16 protein-coding genes, 1 tRNA gene and 1 pseudogene are annotated in these 16345 nt (G+C 67.9%); 7 read left to right on the top strand and 11 right to left on the bottom strand.

Going from position 1 to position 16345, the window contains the following annotated elements:
- Window positions 1-40: 40 nt before the first annotated feature.
- The 3 genes from GQ464_RS15170 to GQ464_RS15155 are packed head-to-tail and all read right to left on the bottom strand — an operon-like array spanning window position 41 to window position 1414.
- Window positions 41-409 carry a heavy-metal-associated domain-containing protein gene (locus tag GQ464_RS15170; RefSeq protein WP_166981452.1) on the bottom strand — a complete coding sequence of 123 codons (369 nt, stop codon included), beginning with the start codon at window positions 407-409 and terminating at the stop codon, window positions 41-43.
- A gap of 1 nt (window position 410) precedes the next feature.
- Window positions 411-1010, bottom strand: a complete 600-nt coding sequence (locus GQ464_RS19265; RefSeq protein ID WP_166981450.1) for a mercuric transporter MerT family protein — start codon at window positions 1008-1010, stop codon at window positions 411-413.
- Window positions 1007-1414 (bottom strand): ArsR/SmtB family transcription factor, encoded by a 408-nt coding sequence (locus tag GQ464_RS15155; RefSeq protein ID WP_166981467.1) that lies wholly within the window; start codon window positions 1412-1414, stop codon window positions 1007-1009. The genes GQ464_RS19265 and GQ464_RS15155 overlap by 4 nt, the downstream gene beginning before the upstream one ends.
- Window positions 1415-1613: 199 nt before the next feature.
- Between GQ464_RS15155 and GQ464_RS15150 the strand changes: the two genes are divergently transcribed.
- Window positions 1614-2243, top strand: coding sequence for a MarR family winged helix-turn-helix transcriptional regulator (locus GQ464_RS15150; RefSeq protein WP_166981447.1), 630 nt, complete (start codon window positions 1614-1616; stop codon window positions 2241-2243).
- Between the two features lie 21 nt (window positions 2244-2264).
- Here the strand turns inward: GQ464_RS15150 and GQ464_RS15145 are convergent, their stop codons facing one another.
- From GQ464_RS15145 to GQ464_RS15130, 5 genes and pseudogenes are all read right to left on the bottom strand, one after another.
- Complete coding sequence (locus GQ464_RS15145) at window positions 2265-3005, bottom strand: hypothetical protein (RefSeq protein WP_166981444.1); 741 nt, start codon at window positions 3003-3005, stop codon at window positions 2265-2267.
- Window positions 3006-3180: 175 nt separating this feature from the next.
- The gene (locus tag GQ464_RS15140) at window positions 3181-3591 is read right to left on the bottom strand and encodes a DUF6567 family protein (protein WP_228350341.1); all 411 of its coding nucleotides are present in this window, start codon (window positions 3589-3591) and stop codon (window positions 3181-3183) included.
- 122 nt (window positions 3592-3713) lie between these two features.
- On the bottom strand, window positions 3714-4082 hold the full coding sequence (locus tag GQ464_RS15135) for a tetratricopeptide repeat protein (protein ID WP_423816167.1): 369 nt from the start codon (window positions 4080-4082) through the stop codon (window positions 3714-3716).
- A 7-nt stretch (window positions 4083-4089) separates the two neighbouring features.
- A pseudogene (locus GQ464_RS19260) lies at window positions 4090-4281 on the bottom strand (tetratricopeptide repeat protein); the annotation flags it as partial.
- A gap of 60 nt (window positions 4282-4341) precedes the next feature.
- Window positions 4342-4414 (bottom strand) — tRNA-Thr (locus GQ464_RS15130).
- A gap of 163 nt (window positions 4415-4577) precedes the next feature.
- Here GQ464_RS15130 and GQ464_RS15125 point away from each other — a divergent pair.
- From GQ464_RS15125 to GQ464_RS15115, 3 genes are read left to right on the top strand one after another with little or no spacing between them, the layout of a single operon-like run.
- Window positions 4578-5315, top strand: coding sequence for an ATP-binding cassette domain-containing protein (locus tag GQ464_RS15125; protein ID WP_166981442.1), 738 nt, complete (start codon window positions 4578-4580; stop codon window positions 5313-5315).
- A 19-nt stretch (window positions 5316-5334) separates the two neighbouring features.
- Window positions 5335-6828: an ABC transporter permease/substrate-binding protein gene (locus GQ464_RS15120; RefSeq protein ID WP_166981458.1), complete on the top strand. Its 1494-nt coding sequence runs from the start codon at window positions 5335-5337 to the stop codon at window positions 6826-6828.
- Between the two features lie 59 nt (window positions 6829-6887).
- Window positions 6888-8378, top strand: a complete 1491-nt coding sequence (locus tag GQ464_RS15115; RefSeq protein WP_166981439.1) for a carboxypeptidase M32 — start codon at window positions 6888-6890, stop codon at window positions 8376-8378.
- Between the two features lie 8 nt (window positions 8379-8386).
- On the opposite strand, the gene GQ464_RS15110 is transcribed toward GQ464_RS15115, so the two are convergent.
- A complete protein-coding gene (locus tag GQ464_RS15110; RefSeq protein ID WP_228350340.1) occupies window positions 8387-9382 on the bottom strand; it encodes an MDR family oxidoreductase in 996 nt (331 codons plus the stop codon).
- A gap of 93 nt (window positions 9383-9475) precedes the next feature.
- Window positions 9476-10594 carry an ISAs1 family transposase gene (locus GQ464_RS15105; protein ID WP_166982023.1) on the bottom strand — a complete coding sequence of 373 codons (1119 nt, stop codon included), beginning with the start codon at window positions 10592-10594 and terminating at the stop codon, window positions 9476-9478.
- A gap of 183 nt (window positions 10595-10777) precedes the next feature.
- Here GQ464_RS15105 and GQ464_RS15100 point away from each other — a divergent pair, with 183 nt between their 5' ends.
- Together GQ464_RS15100 and GQ464_RS15095 are read left to right on the top strand one after the other, a co-directional pair.
- Window positions 10778-11641 carry a DUF547 domain-containing protein gene (locus GQ464_RS15100; protein ID WP_228350339.1) on the top strand — a complete coding sequence of 288 codons (864 nt, stop codon included), beginning with the start codon at window positions 10778-10780 and terminating at the stop codon, window positions 11639-11641.
- A gap of 223 nt (window positions 11642-11864) precedes the next feature.
- Complete coding sequence (locus GQ464_RS15095) at window positions 11865-12311, top strand: hypothetical protein (RefSeq protein ID WP_166981808.1); 447 nt, start codon at window positions 11865-11867, stop codon at window positions 12309-12311.
- A gap of 14 nt (window positions 12312-12325) precedes the next feature.
- Here GQ464_RS15095 and GQ464_RS15090 read toward each other — a convergent pair whose 3' ends face one another.
- Window positions 12326-14251 (bottom strand): CBS domain-containing protein, encoded by a 1926-nt coding sequence (locus GQ464_RS15090; protein WP_228350338.1) that lies wholly within the window; start codon window positions 14249-14251, stop codon window positions 12326-12328.
- Between the two features lie 356 nt (window positions 14252-14607).
- Between GQ464_RS15090 and GQ464_RS18770 the strand changes: the two genes are divergently transcribed.
- Entirely contained in the window at window positions 14608-16335 is a 1728-nt protein-coding gene (locus GQ464_RS18770; protein ID WP_262899674.1) for a tetratricopeptide repeat protein, read from the top strand.
- Window positions 16336-16345: the final 10 nt, after the last annotated feature.

The following is a 16345-nucleotide window of genomic DNA, read 5'->3' as shown; positions in this document are numbered from 1 at the left end:
AGATTCCCGGTGCATGGTATGCAAGATTCCTGGCCCGATATCAGCCCGTTGCTTTCCGGACCTCGATGAGCCGGATCTTGAAGGAAGTCGCTTCGACGATGGCCTGCTGCAACGCCTCGACCGTCCGCCCGGCTTCGTCGAAGGTGACGATCAACCGGTGGTTTTCCACGTCCACCGCCACCTCTTTCACCCCTTCAAGCTCACCTACGGTGGCTTTCAGACCCGCGACACAGCCGCTGCAGAACGGGCTTTCGATGGAGAAGACCGCCACCTTGAGACCCGCTTCGGCAGGCACCGCCGGCCGGGCGGCCGGGATCAGGCCCGGCAACGGCACGACGCAACAGAGCGCCACCACGGCCGCCGCGAGGCCGCCCGGAAGCACCCGGCGACGTCCTCTGCTCGTGTTCATGTCAGGCTCCTTGTTTGGGTTTCGAGGGATAACCCACGTTCGTGGTGGCACGGACCAGGTCGTCCACGGTCACGCGGGACGGGTCGTAGGTGACAACGGCCTGCGGCGGTGTGAAGGTCACCCGGGCTTCTTTCACCCCGTCCAGGTTGGTGAGTGCCTTCTGGACGGTCACGTTGCACGCGGCGCACGTCATCCCTTCGACCTCGAGCACCACCTGTTCGGTCTGCGTGCTCGCTGCAGCCACGCTACCGGTATCGGCCACGGCACCGATGATCCAGGGTGAGGCGATCAGCCCGAGCACGGCCACAAGCCCCAGGCCGAGCAGGGTCCGGCGCAACCGGTCCTGCATCGACACCTCACAGTCGCAATCCGGCCCCCGGCTCATGCGCCACTCCCGGTAGCCGGCATAGCCGAGGGCCCCGAGCGCCAGCACGATAAAGACCGGTCGGTAAGGCTCCAGGGCCGTCAGGGTGCCAATCCAGGCCCCGCCGACACCCAGGGCCACCAGCAGCAGCGGGAGGGTGCAGCAGGCCGAGGCGGCCACGGCCGCACCAAGGGCCGCCGCAAGGCCCCACGTGGTCTTCCGATTTTCGTCACTCATGGCAAAAGGTCCTTCAGGTTGAGGGTGATACGATCGGCTTCGCGGGCTTCGAAAAAACCGACGAGCAGCCGGGCGAACGGGTTGTCGGTGCAGACCCGGTAGTAGATCGTCTGCGCATCACGCCGCGCCTCGACGAGCGCCTTCTCGCGCAGGATCTTCAGGTGACGCGAGACGGCCGGCTGGGTGATCTCGAAGACGTCGGCCAGGTCGCACACGCAGAGCTCCCCGGCCCGCCAGAGCACGTAAAGCATCCGCAGCCGCGTCTCGTTGCTCGCGGCGGACATGAACGCCGCCAGCGCCACCAGATGATCGTTGGCGTAGGCCTCCTGACGGAGGTGTTCGAGCTTCCGCGGATCGACCTGCTTGCGAATACAGGTACGGTCGTTGACCTCCCGGCTTCCCATGGCTCCAGCTCGCTGGTGTGACATACCGTTGTATAACCATTGTGTTATATAACCGGGGGACGTTACGGGTTCCGGAGATTTTTTTGCCGATCAGGCCTGCCGGCCTCCGGGAACCGGTCATACTCCGGCATCGCATGCCTCCCTTGCCCCCCGCAGGCCGATTCATTAATTTAGGAGTGCAAATCAATTCGAAAACGGCATGCCGGGAACCTTCTCTCCCTTCGACCCCGAAGCGCAGCACGAGCACGTCGACGCCAAGATCGTGGCGGCGCTGGAGCGCCTGAGCCAGGCGTTCCGGGTCCTGCTGTGGGAAGTCGCCACCGAGACCGGGCTGAGCCCGATCCAGATCCAGTTCCTCGTCTACCTGCGCTTCCTTCCCGGCGGGACGTGCCGGATCGGGGACCTCGCCCGGCGGTTCGACCTGACCCCTGCCACGGTCAGCGACGCCGTGCGCACGCTGGCGGCGAAAGGGCTCCTCTCGCGGGTCCCGGACCCGGACGACCGGCGTGCCCGCCTCCTCGCGTTGACACCGGCCGGCCGGGAGACCGCCGGCCGTCTTGCCGGCTGGGCCGGCGCCCTGCAGGCGTACCTCGCCGGCTACACCGACGCCGAAAAGCTGCCGGTGATGCGCTTCCTCATGAACCTCATCGCCCATCTTCACGACGCCGGGGTGATCACCGTGGCGCGGATGTGCCTCACGTGCCGCTTCTTCGCACCGGACCGCCACGACGATCCGGACGCGCCCCACCACTGCCGTCTGCTGGACCGGCCGCTCCGCCTCCACCAGCTCCGCCTCGACTGCCCCGAGCACGAGCCGGCTTCCGGCTGACACGCATCCCGGCAACCGGGCTCACTCCTGCGTGATGGCGTAAGGCAGGCTGAGGTCGCCCGAGAGTACCTCGTACACCCGGTAAACCCCGAGCAGCGGCCGGTTCGGATCGGACTGGTTGACCTGCATATAGGCCGTTACCCCGTCGAACCGGAAGTCCGTCCGCCCGCCGACGCGGTCCACCGGCACGGGAATCCGGAGCACCTTACCCCGCAGCAGCACGGCGAACCCCGGGGAATCCAGGTACATCGGCATGCCGGGTGCCGTGGGCGGGAGGTCCTCCTGAACCCGCTTCGTCTCCTTCACGGCCAGCCCTCCGGGCACCCGCTCATCGGGGATGAGCACCACCCAGTGCGTGTGGTAGATCCGGCCGTCGTTGTCGTAAATCCGGTCGCCGTTCTCGTCCCAGAGGGGCGTGTCGTCGAAATCCGGGTGCGACGTGGCGGCGAGCGCCACCACCCCTTCGCCCGGGGCAAAGCCCACGTCCTCCGGGGCCAGGGTGGTCGGGAAGACGTAGCCGAGAACAGGCGCCCCGTCGAGCCGGCCGGCGGCTTCGGGCACCGTCGCCCCGGCCGTCCCGGCCACTTCCTGCTCGAAAACGAGCACCCCCAGGTCGGTCAGGTGGCGCACCCGCACGGCCGTGAGGTCGAGGTCGGCGGTCGCCGCCGGCGGATCGAGGGCCGGCTGGGCAAACACCGGTTCGTGAGCAGTGAAGGCGACGAGGCCGATCATCATGAGCAAACGCGGATACGTGCGACGCATGGCGAAACAGGTCGGGTTGATTTTTATTAGGACTCCTAAATTTATGAGACACACCGGCCTTCTGTCAAGGAGGAAACGCGGAAAGGAGAAACGCCTCCGGGCAATACCGGAGGGGTCCGGGCATGAAGGGATGAAGCGGAACCGGCTCCGGGGTGCCCTGCCGGTCCGGCCTTCGTCACCGGATGAATTCGACGACGTCGGCGCGTACGGAGATCGTCGGCTTCGTGTAGAGGAAAAGCACGTTTTGCGCGTCGGCATCGAAGCGCACATTGACCAGCGCCAGGCTCCGCCCCTCGACGCGGCCATGCGTCTCGGCAAAACGCTGCCACAGGTTTTCCAGCGCGGCCTTGTAGAGCAGGCGGTTGCCGCCGAGCGGGATCAGCGCCAGGGTCTGCATCTCCCCGCGCTGTGCGACGCTGAAGCCGAGCAGATAGGCCGCCGAGGCTTCACCGTACACGTTCGTGGCCACCACCCGGTAGTTGTCCCCCGAAAGCTCCACGTTGGTCAGGTTGGCGGCGTTGAATACGCCCGTGCTGGCACATCCCGTCAGAAGCACCAGGGCGAGGATGAAAACGGCTGTTCGCATCAGGGACCGCGGAGGAATCATTGCGTTTTCCAGAGGTAAAGGTGAAACACGATTACGATACATGCTCTGGCCTTACGCGACCTCGCAGACCTGGTTACACGCCCCCGATCCGATCACACCATTTAATCCCGCAGGATCGCCGTGGGCGTCTTCCCCCATGCCCGGTAGAGGGTGCGGAGGGCCTCGTAGGCCCGTTGCGTCCATGCCGTTTCCCCGTCGGCTTCAAAGCGGGCGCGGGCGGCCAGCAGAAGCGACTCGGCCTCGGGGAACTGCCCGGTCTGGATGAGCGCTTCGGCAAGGAGGCTGCGGCTCCGTGCCACCTCCAGGTGGTCCTCCCCCTGCAGTTCGATGTGCATCGCCAGGGCTTCGCGGAACAGCGCTTCGGACTCCGCCATGTTTCCGGACTGCTTCTGCAGGATGGCTCTGTTCCGGAGGGTCGTGGCGATATGGGGATGCACCTCCCCATACAGTTGGGCGAGCACGTCCAGCACCTCGTTGATAGAGCGAATCGGCGGCTTCGTACTTGCCGAAATTGGTGTAGACCAGCGCCAGGTTGTTGAGGCTGGCGGCGAATTCCTCCCGGTCGGGATCGGGCGCGGCACGGTGCAGGGCGATCGACGCCGTATGGAGCGACTCCGCCGCGGCATAATCGCCCTGAAGTTGGTTGACAGACCGGCTAGGGGTGCAGATTCAGCGGGCACCCGGAAAAAAAGAACGCCTCCGGCCGTGCGTCGGAGGCGTTTTGCTGCGAGCCAACGGCCGGACTCGAACCGGCGACCTGCTCATTACGAGTGAGCTGCTCTACCTGCTGAGCTACGTTGGCCTGTACATCAGAGATCTTCAATTTACGGCCTCTCTCACGCCGGAGCAAGGTCCGGGATCCCGGCGCGGGGAACGAACGCGAGCTTCACCGCCTGTACTCATTATTTCTTCACCCGCACCGGTCTTCTTCGAAACCCGGATGGGCCGGCTGCTTAAGAGGCTGCATGCTGACCCTGAAGAACGTCTCGAAGCGCTACGGGCAAACCGTGGCACTCCATCCGACCAACCTCACGCTGGCGCCGGGCCGGACCACGGTGTTCATCGGGCCGAGCGGTTGCGGCAAGTCCACCCTGCTGCGACTGATGATCGGGCTGGTGCGTCCCACAACGGGCACGGTGCTGTTTCAGGGGACACCGTTGACCCCGGAGAACGTCCGTCCCCTTCGCCACCGCATGGGGTACGTGATCCAGGAGGGCGGCCTCTTTCCCCATCTGACCGCCCGCGAGAACGTGACGCTCCTGGCCCGGCACCTCGGACGCGATGCCGCCTGGATCGACCGGCGGGTGCGTACCCTGGCCGACCTGGTGCACCTGCCCCTCGACCGTCTCGACGCCTATCCGGAGCGTCTTTCCGGCGGCCAGCGCCAGCGCGTCGGGCTCATGCGCGCGCTCCTGCTCGACCCGGACGTGCTCCTGCTCGACGAACCGCTCGGCGCGCTCGACCCGATGATCCGGGCCGGCCTCCAGGACGACCTGCGCGCGATTTTCCGGCAGCTCGAGAAGACGGTGGTCCTCGTCACGCACGACCTGGCCGAGGCGGCTTTCTTCGGCGACACGGTGGTGCTGCTCCGGGCCGGGCGCATCGTGCAACAGGGTCCCTTCCGCGACCTGGTCGAGGCACCGGCGGAGCCGTTCGTCGAGGCGTTCGTGAACGCACAGCGCACCCTGCACCTGGCCCCTTGAACCACCGGACGTGCCCGTGATGAAGGCCGGTCCCGCGCTCGTCTTGCTCGTCCTGGCGCACAGCCTGATGCCGGCCCCTGTCCGGGGCCAGCCGGAAACCGTGCACATCGGGTCGAAGGTGTTCACCGAGAACGTGATCCTGGCCGAGATCGCCGGGCACCTGGCCCGGCAGGCCGGTCATCCGGTCGTGATGCATACCCAGCTGGGCGGCACCCGGCTGCTCTGGAACGCCCTACGTTCCGGGGAAATCGACGTGTACCCGGAGTACACCGGCACGATCCTGCAGGAGATCCTGGCCGGACGGGACGTGTCGGCCGGTGCCCTGGCCGACACGCTGGCCGCCCTGGGCGTGCGGATGACGCCGCCGCTCGGCTTCAACAACACGTATGCCCTGGGCATGCGCCGTGCCCGCGCCCGAAACCTGGGTATCCGCACGATCTCCGACCTGCGCGCCCACCCCCGGCTCCGCTTCGGCTTCAGCAACGAGTTCATGGACCGGGCCGACGGCTGGCCGGCCCTCCGCGACCGCTACGGCCTGCCTCAGACCGACGTCCGCGGCCTCGACCACGACCTCGCCTATCGCGGCATCGCCTCCGGCGCCCTCGATGTCATCGACCTCTACACGACCGACGCCGAGATCGCCCATTACGACCTGCTCCCCCTCGAAGACGACCTGCACCACTTTCCCGACTACCAGGCCGTCTACCTCTACCGGGACGACCTGGCCCGCCGCACCCCGGACTTCATCCGCCTGCTCGAACGCCTGGCCGGCGCCCTGCCCGAATCCACCATGGTGCGGATGAACGCAAGCGTCCGGCTCGACGGCCGCTCCGAGGCCCGCGTGGCGGCGGATTTCGTCAACACGGTCCTTGCGAGCGGGGAGGTTGTCCGGGTGGCCCGGGAGACGCGGTGGACGCGCCTGTGGCGGCACACCAGGGAGCACCTCCTGCTGGTGGCCGTCTCACTCCTGGCCGCGGTGCTGGTGGCGATCCCGCTCGGCATCGCGGCGGCCAAATTCCCCCGTCTCGGACAGGGGATCCTGGCCGTCGTCGGGATCATCTACACGATCCCGTCGCTGGCGTTGCTGGTGTTCATGATTCCGCTGCTGGGCATCGGCGGTGTGCCGGCGATGGTGGCGCTGTTCCTCTACAGCCTGCTGCCCATCGTGCGGAACACGCACGCCGGGCTGAACGATATCCCGGTCCCGCTGATCGAGTCGGCGCACGCGCTGGGGCTGACGCCGGCGGCACGGCTCCGGCACGTGGAATTGCCGCTGGCCGCGCGGTCGATCCTGGCCGGCATCAAGACGGCGGCGGTGATCAACGTGGGCACGGCCACCCTCGGCGCGCTCATCGGGGCAGGCGGCTACGGACAGCCCATCCTGACAGGCATCCGGCTAGACGACGTGGGCCTGATCCTCGAAGGCGCCATCCCCGCCGCCCTGCTGGCCCTCGCCGTGCAGGGCCTCTTCGACCTGGTCGAGCGCCGGCTCACCCCCCCGGACCTGCACTGAACCCTCGTCATGGTCCATTCTCCTCCACCCTACCCTGTACAAACCTTCAACCCGAACCGATGCTCGACGCGCTGAAAACCCGCCTGGCCCACATCGCCGACCTCAACGCGGCGGCGGCCGTGCTCGAATGGGACCAGGAGACGTACATGCCGGCGGACGCCGCCGAGGTGCGAGCGGCCCAGCTCACCACGCTGCGCCGGCTCTCGCATGAACTCTTCACGGCCGACACGACCGGCGACCTGCTCGACCGAGCCGCCGAGACCCTCGACGAGCAGGGTGCCGGCCTCGACGCAGCCCTCCTCCGGGTGACGCGACGGGACTATGAGCGCGCTCGCCGCCTTCCGGCCCGCCTGGTGGCCGAACTGGCGCATGCCGCCGCCCTGGCCCGTGAGGCCTGGCGGGAAGCGCGGGAGACGAACACGTTCGCCACCTTCGCCCCGCACCTGGAAACGATCGTTCGGCTCAACCGCGAGAAGGCGGACGCGCTGGGCTACGACGAACATCCCTACGATGCCCTGCTGGATGAATTCGAGCCGGGCACCAGGACGGCCGAGGTCGCCCGGGTGTTCGCCGGGCTACGGGAAGCCCTCCTCCCGCTCGTCCGCGCCATCGCCGAGCGCCCCGCCCCCGACGACGCCTTCCTCCACCGGCGCTACGACCCGCAGAAGCAGTGGGACTTCGGCCTGGCCGTTCTGCGGGACCTCGGGTACGACTTCCACCGGGGCCGGCAGGACCGCTCCGCCCACCCCTTCTCCACGACCTTTTCCGTCCACGACGTCCGCATCACCACGCGGCTCGACGAGCATTTTTTCAACACGGCATTCTTCGGAACGCTGCACGAGGCCGGCCACGCCCTCTACGAGCAGGGCGTCGACCCGGCGCTCGACCGCACGCCCCTCGCCGGCGGGACCTCGCTCGGCATGCACGAGTCGCAGTCCCGCCTCTGGGAGAACCTCGTCGGCCGCAGCCGGCCCTTCTGGCAGCACTATTTTCCTCGCCTGCAGGCCGTCTTCCCCGAAAACCTGGGCGACGTGACGCTCGATGCCTTCCACCGTGCCGTTAACCGGGTGACGCCGTCGCTGATCCGGGTAGAGGCGGATGAGGTGACGTACAACCTGCACATCATGCTCCGCTTCGAGCTGGAGCTGGCCCTCCTCGAAGGCGACCTGACCGTGCGCGACGTGCCTTCCGCGTGGAACGACCGGATGGAGTCGTACCTCGGCCTGCGCCCGGACACCGACGCCGACGGGGCCCTGCAGGACATCCACTGGTCGCTCGGCACGCTGGGCTACTTCCCCACGTACGCCCTGGGCAACCTGATCTCCGCCCAGCTCTTCGAGCGCATCCGGCATGACCTACCGGACCTGGATGACCAGATCGCCGCCGGCCGCTTCGACGCGCTCCTCGGCTGGCTACGCGAGAAGATCCACCGGCACGGACGGGCCCGGACCGCCCCCGAACTCCTGCAGGACGTCACCGGGAAGGCGCTCGACCCGGCACCCTGGCTCGCCTACGTCCGGGAGAAATACGGCACGCTCTACGGGCTGTGAGGAACGGGTCAGGCGGAGAGATCCACGACGATGCGGCCCTGCACGCGCCCGGCGAGGATTTCCTCACTGGCCTCCGGGACGGCTTCGAGCGGGATCATCCGGCTGGTCATGCGCTGGAGCGCTTCTTTCGAGAGTTCCCGGGCCAGGTTCTCCCAGGCCCGGCGCCGGACGGGCCCGGGGCAGGTGTTCGAGTCGATACCCTGTAATGTGACGCCGCGCAGGATGAACGGGAAGACGGTGGTGTGCAGTTCGTGCCCGCCGGCGAGCCCACAGGCCGCGATGCAGCCGTGGCGGCCGGTCTGGCTGATGACGGCGGCCAGCGTCGCCCCGCCGACCGCGTCGACGGCGCCGGCCCATCGGGCCGAGTCGAGCGGGCGGTGCGGCCCGGCGCCCAGCTCCTCACGCGGGAGGAAGCGGGCGGCCCCCAGGGCGGCCAGGTAATCGTGCGCGGCGGCCTTGCCGGTGGAGGCGACGACCCGGTAGCCACGCCCGGCGAGGATCGCCACGGCCATGCTGCCCACGCCGCCCGAGGCGCCCGTCACCACCACCTCGCCCCGGTCCGGCGTCACGCCGTGGTCCGCGAGCGCCATCGCCGAGAGCATCGCCGTGAAGCCCGCCGTGCCGATGACCATCGCCTCCAGCGGGGTGAGCCCTTCCGGCAGCGGCACGAGCCACTCCGACCGCAGGCGCTGCCGCCGGCTGTAGCCGCCCCAGGTGTTCTCCCCGATCCCCCAGCCGGTGCAGAGGACCAGGTCGCCCGGCTTCCACGCGGGCGACTCGGAGGCGAGCACCCGGCCCACCAGGTCGATCCCCGGCACGAACGGGTAGTCGCCCCGGATGATCTTGCCCCGGCCCGTGACGGCCAGCGCATCCTTGTAGTTGACGCTCGAATACAGCACCTCGACCAGCACGTCGCCCTCCGGCAACCGTGTTTCATCGAGGGCCTGTACGGAGGCCTTCACCCCCTCCGGGGTCTTTTCCAGTACCAGGGCATCGAAGCGCATCGCGGCAGGACGGGTTGATCCAAGGGGACGGGAAAAATAAGGCACAGGAAGCGAATATGCCGGTGCACGGCATCCGAGCAGGGCGAGCGCATTCTAAATTCCGACGATCTGCGCCAGGAAGGCATCGTCCCAACCGGCCCGTTTTCGCTTCATGCGCAGACTCAACCGCTTCGTTTCGTCCTTGCGCAACAGGTTGAGCGCTAGCTGCCGCACCACCGCCATGTTCTGCCCCCCGTGATCGCGCCGAATACGGCTCTCATCCTCCCGAAACACCACATCGAGCACCCAGTGCAGCTGATTCTCAATGCCCCAGTGACTCCGGATGATATCCAGCATCTGCTCCGCTGTGGTCGCGAGGCTGCTGATGTAGAAGCGGCGCTCCAGACTCACGCCCTGCTGCGTGTGGCGCTCGTGTTCGACCATCACGAGGCTGTTCAGGTCACGCCACGCCTCGGCCTTGGGCACCCAGGCCACATCGGTCGAGATCCACAGCCGACGCACTTCCTTGCGCCCGTGCCCCAGGTCACAGCGCTCCGCGTAGGCGACCGGCATCGCCCGCCAGTGCCGCGTGCGCCCCTGCTCGAAGTAGGCCCGCACCTCACGGTGGAGCAGGCCCTGGTTGCCCTTCAGGGCCAACACGTAGTCCGCCCCCTGCGCGCAGATCGCTTCGGCAATCTCGGTCTGCGTGCCCATCGCATCGAGCGTCACAATGCAGCCTTCGAGGTCCAACACCTCCAGAAGCGCCGGAATCGCGGTAATCTCATTGCTCTTGGCCGAGACCTTCTCTTGCGCCAGCACCAGATGCTGCTCACACGCCCAGGCCGAGATCATGTGCAGGGCGGCCTTCGGGTCGTCTTTGTCGTAACTGCGGCGCAGCGTCTTGCCATCGATGGCAATGACCTCGCCGGCCGTCTGTTGGGCCAGCGCCTCCACCCAGCGTACGAAGCCGCGGGCGAAGGCCTCCGGGCAGATGGCGGCCAGGACGCGGCGGAAGGTGTCGCCCGAGGGCGTGCCATGTTTGAGGTCGAGCCGTTGGGTCAGCCAGGAGACTTTGGCCTGGGCGAACGTGGCGATGTCATCCCAGCCCTCAGCACCGGCAACAACGGCACAGAGGGCGATCACGAGCACGTGCTCGAGCCGGTGGCGTTTGCCCTGATCGCGTCGGGGGTCCTCAAGGTGGTCAAAATAGCGAATAAAGCAGGTCTCAGACATGAACGGAGGGGAGCAAACTGGAACGGCTGACGAACCGGCACAGCTTACGACATCCCAGGCCATTAACACTAGCCTATTTTAGAATGCGCTCGCCCTGGGCATCCGAGCGGCGCTGTAACACCAACCCGGATGCTGCGTCTTATCGTTGCCTGTCCCGCTGTTTCTCCCGATCAGATGAGACCCATGTCGCTGTTGCTCTCGCTCTTGCTGCTCCTCACCGCGTGCGAGTTCCAGGAGGTTCGCCGCCTGCCGGACGACGTGCCGGCCGAGAGCCGGGCCGGGGACGTGCCCCCGGCCGGGGACTACGAGGCCAGCCTGACATCGCTGCTGGAACAGGTGGTCACCGGCGACGGGCTCGTCCGCTACGACCTGCTGCGCGGGCCGCTCAACCGGGACTTCCGCCGGGTACTCAAAGCCGTCGAAGACTTCGACGCCACGCGCCTGCTCTCGCAGGAAGCCCGCCTGGCCTTCTGGCTCAACGCCTACAACGTGCAGATGCTGCAAAACATCGTCGAGACACCGGCGGTGCGGGACATCATGGCCGACGGCCTGGCCGAGCGGTTCTTCCGGACGCCCTACCGCACCGCCGGCACGGGCGTCACGCTCGACGAGATCGAACACGTCATCCTGCGGGGCGAGCGCTTCGAAGAACGCCTGGCCCCCTTCCGCCTGGCCCGCCTCGATCCTCGCATCCACGTCGGGCTCAACTGCGCGGCCGTCTCCTGCCCCCGCCTCCGAAGGCGCGCCTTCACCGCCGAAAACGTCGACCGGGAGCTCGATGCGGCCATGCGCGACTTCACGAACGACCCGAAACACTTCCGGCGCGAGGGGGACGGGTTCGTCCTCTCGGCCCTCCTCGACTGGTTCGGCAGCGACTTCGACGCCACCGGCCGGCCCGCCGGCGACTACCTGCTGTCGTTCATGTCCCCGGACCGCCCCGACTACGCCGCCTTCAAGGCCCTCCTCGCAGGCCGGAGCGCCGCTGCGATCCGCAGCCGCCCGGACGTCCGCTTCGTCTACGACTGGACCGTCAACCGGGCCCCGTGAATCCGGGCCGGAGGTTTCATTCATAACGCCTCGTCATTATTTTGAGAAACCGCCGGGGCGGTCGCTCGTACGCTGCGGGCACCGCAGCAGGCCGGCCCACGACCAGGTTTTTCGGACCCCCGCTTAATCTCCCGAACCGGCATCCGATTTCCCCGCTGTCGGCGTGCCGGCAGCCGCGGCCCGGCCACACGCCCGTTGCACATCCAAACTATGCTTGATCGGTATGGAAACAGGTAGTCCGGATCGTATCAGCCCGACGGTTACCCGGGAAAAATGGGCCAGCCACGCCCGTTCGAAGCTCCTGAACGGCTACGTGCTGATCATTGGAAAAGAGCGGCGCAACGCCAACTTTTTCAAACCGTCCAAGGGGTACGAGGTCTGCCCCTACAAGATCGCACGCCGCCTGGTGGAGGAAGGCATCGTGGAGCCCACAGAGAAGCAGCACTACCTGGGCACGGTCTACGTGCTCTCGGCCAACGCGGCCGTGCTGGCGTCTCCCCCCGCCCCGTCCGTCGACGACGATGACGAAGACACCCCGGCGGGCGAGATGGACGACCTGCTCGTCGAGATCACGGACGAGGAGGAAGAGGAGTCCGAAGAAGCCCTCGACCCGGAGGATCTGGCCGACGACCTGGCCGACGAGCCGGACGAGGAAGACGATCGTTTCTGACCCCACCGGCGGGATCAGGAGGAGGCCTGTTCACGCTCCACCGTCCCGGCCTCGTCGGCGCGCAGGCTCTCGTCGATGAGTTGCCCGGCGATACGGATGAAATCGGCCTCGGTGATGATGCCGACGAGTTGCCCGTCCCGCACCACCGGCAGCGCGCCGATCCCGTGCTGGCGCATCAGCCGGATGGCCTCGACGGTCCGTGTCTCCGGGGTGACCGAGATCGGGTTGCGGATCATGATGTCGCGGACGGGCACGTCCCGCGGTTGCTCGGTGGAGAGGGCGCTGCTTTCGGCCAGGTAGCGCAGCAGGCGGCGATGCGTCACCAGGCCCACCAGGCGGTGGTCGTTGTCCTCGACGACCACGTGCCGGATCCGCCGCCAGTCCATCAGCACCGCCACGAACTCGACCAGTTCCTCCTCGTGGACCGTGAACAGGTCGGTGGACATGAAGTGCTCGACGCGCGTCCCGGCCATGCGTTGTGAGGTGCTCCCGGCATCGAAGGTGGCCAGGGGCCACGTATGCGCCGGCTTGCCTTCCTGCTGGGCCTCGATCATCTTCTCGACGAGGGCCGAGAGGCGCTCGGCGCGGGTCGTCCCCTGGCGTTTCATCAGGGCGAGCGAGTGGATCTGCCACACCGAGCCGGTCTGCTGGCTCTCGACCCGTTCCTCGATGACGCCGAGGTAGCGGTCGATGTCTGCGGCGTCGATGCCGGCCTCGGCCAGGCCTTCACGGGCCACCGGCAGCAGTTCGTCGCAGATGAGCTCGGGCGCGGGCACCTGCTCTCCGTGCAGCCAGACGAGCTGCGCGGCCAGCCCCAGACGTGCCGCCGCGACGAAGTTGCTCTTGGCGAAATCGAAGTCCATCAGCGACGGGATGTCCTGGTATTTCTTGCTCAGCCCCTGTACCAGCCCGAACCAGAACGCCGCATTGGCCACCTCGTCCACGACCGTCGGGCCGGAGGGCAGAATGCGGTTCTCGATGCGCAGGTGGGGCTTGCCGTCGGTGATGCCGTAACAGGCGCGGTTCCAGCGGTAAACGGTGCTGTTGTGCACCTGCAAGGCACGCAGGTTCGGCACCTCGCCCCGGTCCAGCTGCTGGAACGGATCCTCGTGCTGCTCGGTGATCAGCAGCACCCGGAAGCGGGCGATGTCTTCCTTGTAGATCTCCGTAACCGACTCGCGGCACCAGTCCGTGCCGAAATGCACGCGGGGGCTCATCTCCCGCAGGTAGAGGTTACTGCTGCGCGTATCGACGGCCTGCTGGAACAGCGCAATGCGCGTCTCGCGCCAGAGGCGCTTGCCGAAGAGCACGGGCGAGTTGGTGGCGGCCGCCAGGCACGGCGCGGCGATCAGCTGGGCGATGTTGTAGCAGTGGGGAAACGCCTCGGGGGACACCTGAAAATGCGTCTGGAAGCTCGTGTTGCAGCCCTCGACGAGGATGTTGTCGTGCTGGAAGAAGAGTTCGTCGACGCCGCGGATCTGGTACTGGGCGGGACGGCCGCCGCGCAGCCGCATGATGGCGTCGTTCAGAGCGAAGTAGCGCGGCATGGGCGCCATGTTGTCGAGCCCCAGGTCCGACAGATGGACCGTGGGCAGGATGCCCACGAGCACCACCTCGGCGCCGACCTGCCGGCTGAGGGAGCGCACGTATTGCAACATCTCGTTGATCTCGTGCTCGATTCGGCGGAGGCAGTCGCCCGTGAAGACGTACGGCTGCAGGTTGTACTCGAGGTTGAACCGGGTCAGCTCCGTACCCAGGCGCGGGTCGGTGTTCAGATCGAGGATCTCTTTCGCCACCGGCGCGGGCTGGAAGCGCTCGTCCACCAGAAACAGCTCCTGTTCGGCCCCGACACGCCGGACGCCCGTCTCGAACAGGTTCTCCTGCAACATGTATTCGAGCGCCTGCACATCCTGGATCAGGTGCCGGGTGAAACGGCGCATGGCCGCGGCATCCTGGTGGAATTTGACCTCTTGCGTGCCCATAGGAACCGCACCTCTCCGCGTACTTGTGACAAGCCTCCGGGCACCGGCCGGGGCATCCCACCGTCCCGAACACCCCCCGTTCCGGCACCGTTTCCCTTCGCTAGAGAGTACTTCCGGCCGTGCAAAGAGTCAACCGGCACGGTGAAATGCCCGTTCTCGTCCCCGGCCGGTGCCGAAACCTCCGCTCCCGGTTCTCGTTCTCAGCAGGGCCCCGCCACCGGTACATCCCGTTGCAGTTTTTGTTTGATATGCGGCTCCTTCGCTCAGCTCCGGCGTCCCGGCGACCTGCGACGCCGGCCGCCCCATGCGGCCTGATGCGTCGCCTACCGGTTGCCGTCGCAACCTGTGCCGCCGCGTTCGGGCTGCTCGGGGGGGCGGCGGCCGGACAGACGCCGGCGCCCGTCCCCGGCCGCGACGAGGTCCGGGCCGAACAGCTCTTCGTGCGGGGGATGACCCGCGCCTACCTGGAAGACCACGAGGCGGCCCTGCAGCTCTTCCAGGAGGCCCTGCGCCTCCGGCCGAACGAGCCGGCGATCCTGTCCGCCCTGGCCGACGCCTATGCCGCCCTGGACGACCTGCCCTCCGCCCTCTTTTATGCCGAGCAGGCACGGGCACGGGCCCCGGACAACGTGCACTACCACGAGCAGGTCGCACGCCTGCACCTGGCCGCGGGCGATACGGCCCGGGCTGTGGCCGCCTACGAGGCCCTGCTCGCCGTACACCCGGATTACCTCCCGGCGCTGCAAACCCTGGCCCACCTGCAGGCCGGTCGCGGCCACTATGAGGCCGCGCTGGCCGCGCTCGAACGCCTGCATGAACTGACCGGCGACGTGCCCGGCCTCCTCGACCAGATGCTGCAACTCTACCGGCGACTGGGCGACAACGACGGGCTGGAGACGACGCTCCAGCGCCTCCTCGCCCGCGAACCGAACCGGCCCGACTACCTGCAGATGCTGGCCGAGTTGTATGTACGGCAGGAACGGGCGGCGGAGGCGGCCACACTCTACGAAACCCTGCTGGCCCGTCGCCCCGGCGACGTCGAGCTCATCCTGGCCCTGGCCCATGTCTACCGGGCGATGGGCGAGGAGGAGCGGGCCCGTGCCCTTGTCGAACAGGCCACAGGGGCGGCCCCCGCCTCCGCCGGCCAGCGTGTGGCCCAGGCGACGCCCTTCCTCGAACGCGCCGGCGCCGACCCGGAGGCGGCACGGGCCGCCCGTCACCTCCTCCTGCAGGCCCTCGAACTCGACCCCGGCCACGCCGGCGCCCTCGAAGCCCTCGGCAACCTCGACTTCGACACGGGCGCCTATGCCGAGGCCGCCGACCGGCTCACCCGGGCGGCCCGCCTCACCCCCCGCCGCCTCGACCTGTGGACCCGCGCCGCCGCCGCCACCCTGCAGGCCGGCCGGGCGCACCGCGCCGCCGACCTGGCCGAAGAAGCCCTCCTCCTCTTCCCCGGCAACCTCGAACTCCTCCACACCGCTGCCTTCGCCCACCTTCGCCTTCAGCAGGAAAAGATCGCCCGGACCCATTTCGAAGAAGCCCTCTCCCTCCTGCAGGAAGAAACGGCGCCGGACCCCGGCCTGCAGGCCGACCTGATGGCCGGGCTCGGGCTCGCGCTCGCCCGCCAGGCCGATCCGTCCGCCCCTGCCGCCCGGATCGACAGCCTCTTCGCCCGCGCCCGGCACCTTGCCCCGCACCGGCCCGCCGTCCTGAACCTGTATGCCACCTACCTCCTCGAACACCGGCACGCCCCGGAACAGGCCCTGCCCCCGGCCACCGAAGCCGTGGACCTGGCACCGGAAAATCCTTCCTTCCTGGGCACCCTTGGCCGGGTTTACCTCCAGCTCGGCCGGCTGGATGAGGCCGAACGCCGGCTCGCCCGGGCCGTCGCCACCGGCCGGGCCGACGCCACCGTCTACGAACACTACGGCGACCTGCTCGCCCGCCTGGGACGCACCGCCGACGCCCGCGCCTTCTGGCAGAAAGCCCTGGAACTGCACCCCGGCCGGGCGGCCCTCCAGGCCAAGCTCCAGGAACAGTGACCCCTCGATA

It is taken from the genome of Rhodocaloribacter litoris (assembly GCF_011682235.2).
Lineage (GTDB): Bacteria > Bacteroidota > Rhodothermia > Rhodothermales > ISCAR-4553 > Rhodocaloribacter > Rhodocaloribacter litoris.
Note: the sequence above shows the minus strand (reverse complement) of the source record. Positions and strands in the feature narration are given on the sequence as shown.